Raw genomic sequence first — 4,109 nt, forward strand, 5'->3', positions numbered from 1 at the left:
CTCGTCAACGCCCCCGCAGCCACCTCGCTCCAGAACCGTCGATCCTTATCTTCTCGCCTGCCTTGCAGCAGCAACAGACTCGCTTCCAGCAACAGCAGCGCGCTGCTGACCCGCAGGCGGTAGAAGCTGTTGCTGTGCGCACCGTTCAGGCTGTCGGCATAGGCCTGATCAAGCCGACGCACGATCGGTGCGGCAACGCGCCCCGGTGAGGGGGTATGGCCGGCTTGGGCGTGTTCGGCCATGCGCAGGTTGAGTGCTTGCTCACCCAGCGAAGCAGTAAGGAGAGTTACCAGACGCCGATGCAGTGCTCGGTCGACAGTGTTGGGTGCGCCGGCGCTCAGGGCTTCACGCCCTAGATGACCAATCCAGGCCAGTGCGCCGGCAGTATTGATGTGGCCATGTTGGGCTAACTGCTCCAAATGGCCGTCGATTGCGCTGAACTGGGCCGCCAGTGCCTTGGCTTGTTGCAGTGCGGTTTCCAGTTTTTGCCAGTCGTCCGCTGGCCCGTGGAGAATGCGCATATCGCTTTGGGTCTTTGCCAGTACCTCGGCAACCGATTTCTGATTGAACACATAAGCGCGCATGGCCAAGTTGCTCGCTTCAACTTCGCCGCTCTGCCACCAACGGCTGAGCAACTGCGCGCCTTTGACGGTGCCTTCCATACCCAGCACGCAGAGGCCGGTCTGGTGTGCAAAGCACAGACCGCTGCTGAGGTCTTCCTGATCGTAGAGATCCAGCGCTGCAAGCAGTCGCGGATGCTGCAGCCACATCAGGTGGTCGCCTGCCCGGGCATCAGCCTGGCGTTGCGCTTCGCGGCTAACGGTCTCGAACCAGCCCAGCTGAACGTGCATGGCGGGCAGATCGACCCTTGGCAAGTAGCGCTCTTCGAAAGCCTTGGCAAACTCGCCAGTGGCAGCACGCGCTTCGAGATCCTTGCGCTTGAACTGCGCATCAACTTCAAGAATGCCTTCGCGTGTCTGCGCCCACCATTCGCGGGTTGGACCGGGCGGCAGGCTTTGTGCGCCATCTGTCAGGTACTCCCGCAGGCTCTGCGTGTGGCGGCTCAGCAGCGCGCCGACCTTGCGCTCACTGAACTCGGCGTGCAGTTGAGTGAACGCTTGTGCCACCAGCACCTTGCGCTCGTTGCTGATCCCCGGCTTGTCCGGTTCAGCGCCGGGCGTGGTGGTTTCCAGCCAGCCTTTGAGGTGTTCCAGGCCCGCGTTGCGCCAGGCATTGAGATCCTGGGTAATGCCGATCGCGTCCTCGACCACGATGGCGATACCTCGCGGGGTATCGCTGTTTGGCTTTGGCTTGAGCATCTGCCGAGAGGCCACCAGCGACATGATCTTCGGCGTCGAAGACAGCTGTGCGTCAAGCATCTTGCGCAGGTCTGGATCGTTCTCTGCGGCGAAATCGGCCACCAGGTCGAGTTGCCCATAAGTCAGTACATGGGATTCAGGGACCGAGCAGGAGGGTGCGGCATACTTGGCCACGTTCACAGCCGGCAAGCTGGAAGCCTGGTGGAACAGCCGCATCAGCGTAGCTCTGCTCAGTGGGTCAGGGCTGTAGAACAGCCGCAGCCCGATCAGGTCATCGACATCGTGGATAGTCAGGGCCCATGCCAGGTTGCGCGTCACGTCCTGCGCCGTCAGCGAGGCCGGCGGGGCTTGCCAGGGGTCATCGAAGCTGGTGATGGCCAGTGAGCCATCTGCCGAAATGCGGAACGGGTCAAGAAATAACAACCTGTTGCCGATTCGGCGAGCTTCCATGACGTAAAGGAATCCTTCACGCAGTGGCCGTATCGCGTAGGCAGCCTGAGTCAGGGCGCCAGCCTGATGCGCGTGATGCAGGTTGTCTGGCAATTGCGGCAGGCGCTCGCGCAAGCCGGAGTTGCCGCCGACGGCGGCGTAGCGCAGTGGCAGAATGGTGAAACTGCGGGTGCAGCTGACTGCAGGGCCTGCGGCTAACGGTACGCTGAGGGCCTCGCAGGCAGCCCGATTAATAGCGAAGAGCTTGTCCATGCTGATCATGGTGGCGTCCTTTTCAGCGTCTGCAAGCGTCGCCGATAGGGTCGATGAGTTGCCGACGGGGCGGGGGGCGGGCCGCGTTTTTTCACGGCTTTTGTTGCCTGCCAACCATACCGAGCTGACGCTTTTCAGGGACCTGGACGGTTTCTGATAAGGGTGTAGGAAAGTTCGCTACCTAAGGCAAAGGGCTGCCCAGCCGGACGCCTGATCCCGCCGCACAAGAACCAAAGCCAGCGCTGCCCACAGCAACAGTGAGCAGTTCAGAGATAGCCAAGGGCGCTGCGTAGCCGCTTCCGTCCGGCCCTGCGCCCGGCAAGGCTGCTCAGAAAGCGCACGATCCTAGGTCGATGAAAAATCCTTCATGCCGAGTTTATTTACTTAGCCTGCTAATAAACCCTATAACTAAGTCCTGCGACACTCTGCCGCAGCCAACTCAAAGTGGAGTTTTCAACGATGACAGTCCAAGTAACCGAACGCGACGAATCGAAAATGTCCCATGAAGGCCTGGCCGCCGGTGTGCGGATCTGGGACGTCCACCAGCAAGGCGAACTGGTGGGCATGTTCCACCAGGAACACGAAGCCCAGCAATACCGCGCCGAACTCGAAACCCTCGAGAACCAGCGCCAGCAATAACCCCTGTATCGATCAACGCGCCTGGCAGTTTCCCCACCAGGCGCCGCATGAAAAAGGGCTGCCAAGCAGTCCTTTGTAACTAAATACACCACCCGTGACGGGCGTTACCACATCAAATCATCAGGAATCTTGTAAGCCGCATACGGATCATCCTCATCGGCCTCCTCGACATGCGTGTTGAGCAACAGAATCCGCCCAGGATCACGCTCCTGAATCTTCACCGCCGCCTCCCGCGGGATCACCTCGTAACCCCCACCCAACGCCACTACAGCCAACGAGCCATTGCTCAGTTTGCTGCGCATCAGCGCGTTCACCGCAATCCGCTTGACCTTCTTGTCGTCAACGAAGTTGTAGTAATCCTCGGTGGTCAACTTGGGCAGGCGGGTCGCCTCGATCAACTGCTTGACCTGCGCCGCCCGGGCCTTTTGCTCAGCCTTCTCCTGCTGCTGGCGATTCAGCTCCTGATCACGCTTGGCTTTTTCCGCCATGGCCTCTTTGGCCAGACGCTGCTGGGTGTCGTCCACCTCGACCTGGCCTTTTTGTTCCAGGCGCTTCTGTTTCTTTTCTGCTTTGTTGGTCTGCTGGACCTGCTTCTGGTTAACCAGACCGGCCTTGAGCAATTGGTCGCGAAGGGAAAGGCTCATGGATGTTCACTCACTTATGCAACAGCTCAGCCGCAGCTGGGCAGGTTCTTTTCTTGGCGTTTGGCTTCACCCCAAAGGGCGTCCAATTCATCAAGGTTACAGGATTCGATAGGCTTGCCGCTGTCGCGCAAGGCCTGTTCGATGAAGCGAAAACGCCGCTCGAACTTGCGATTGGCGCGACGCAGGGCGTTTTCCGGGTCTTGCTTGAGATGGCGGGCGAGGTTGACCGTGGCAAACAGCAGGTCACCGATCTCGTCTTCCAATGCATCGGCATCATTATCCGCCATGGCCTGCAGCACTTCATCCAGCTCTTCACGGACCTTGTCCAGCACAGGCAGCGGGTCGGGCCAGTCGAAGCCGACCGTGGCCGTGCGCTTTTGCAGCTTGGCGGCACGCGACAAGGCCGGCAAGGCCGCGGGAACGTCGTCAAGCAGTGACAACTGCTCGGGCACGCTGTGTTCGGCGCGCTCCTGGGCCTTGATCTCTTCCCAGCGCGACTTGACCTGGGCTTCGCTCAGGCTCGGCGTGTCCAGCGGCGCGTACAGCTCGCCGGTGGGGAACACATGCGGGTGGCGGCGGATCAGCTTGCGGGTGATGCCGTCGACCACGCCGGCAAACTCGAAACGGCCTTCTTCGCGGGCCAGCTGGCTGTAGTAAACCACCTGGAACAGCAGGTCGCCGAGTTCACCTTGCAGGTGGGCGAAATCGCCCCGCTCGATGGTGTCGGCCACCTCGTAGGCTTCTTCGATGGTGTGTTGGACGATGCTTGCGTAGTCCTGCTTCAAGTCCCATGGGCAGCCATGCT

At 60.5% G+C, this 4,109-nt stretch carries 4 protein-coding genes; 1 reads left to right on the forward strand and 3 read right to left on the reverse strand.

The features are described 5' to 3' along the window. Positions 1-2,030, reverse strand: a 2,030-nt coding sequence (locus IDM28_RS17150) for a T6SS effector BTH_I2691 family protein (protein ID WP_188036539.1), incomplete at its 3' end; no start/stop codon positions are given. Between the two features lie 450 nt (positions 2,031-2,480). On the opposite strand from IDM28_RS17150, the gene IDM28_RS17155 reads away from it, so the two are divergent. Further along, positions 2,481-2,660: a hypothetical protein gene (locus IDM28_RS17155; RefSeq protein WP_101321746.1), complete on the forward strand. Its 180-nt coding sequence runs from the start codon at positions 2,481-2,483 to the stop codon at positions 2,658-2,660. A 104-nt stretch (positions 2,661-2,764) separates the two neighbouring features. Here IDM28_RS17155 and IDM28_RS17160 read toward each other — a convergent pair whose 3' ends face one another. Next, positions 2,765-3,304, reverse strand: coding sequence for a DUF2058 domain-containing protein (locus tag IDM28_RS17160; protein WP_101321747.1), 540 nt, complete (start codon positions 3,302-3,304; stop codon positions 2,765-2,767). Between the two features lie 26 nt (positions 3,305-3,330). Next, positions 3,331-4,109 (reverse strand): nucleoside triphosphate pyrophosphohydrolase (gene mazG / locus IDM28_RS17165; protein ID WP_188036540.1); only part of this gene is annotated, 779 nt, incomplete at its 5' end.

Origin of the sequence: Pseudomonas sp. EZ-C24 (genome assembly GCF_014525325.1) — a bacterium.
GTDB classification, from domain to species: domain Bacteria; phylum Pseudomonadota; class Gammaproteobacteria; order Pseudomonadales; family Pseudomonadaceae; genus Aquipseudomonas; species Aquipseudomonas shirazensis.

What these genes read in the sequence shown, in the direction of transcription:
- IDM28_RS17160 (WP_101321747.1), bottom strand. Translation starts at nt 3,304, where the DNA reads ATGAGCCTTTCCCTTCGCGACCAATTGCTCAAGGCCGGTCTGGTTAAC.
- IDM28_RS17155 (WP_101321746.1), top strand. Translation starts at nt 2,481, where the DNA reads ATGACAGTCCAAGTAACCGAACGCGACGAATCGAAAATGTCCCATGAA.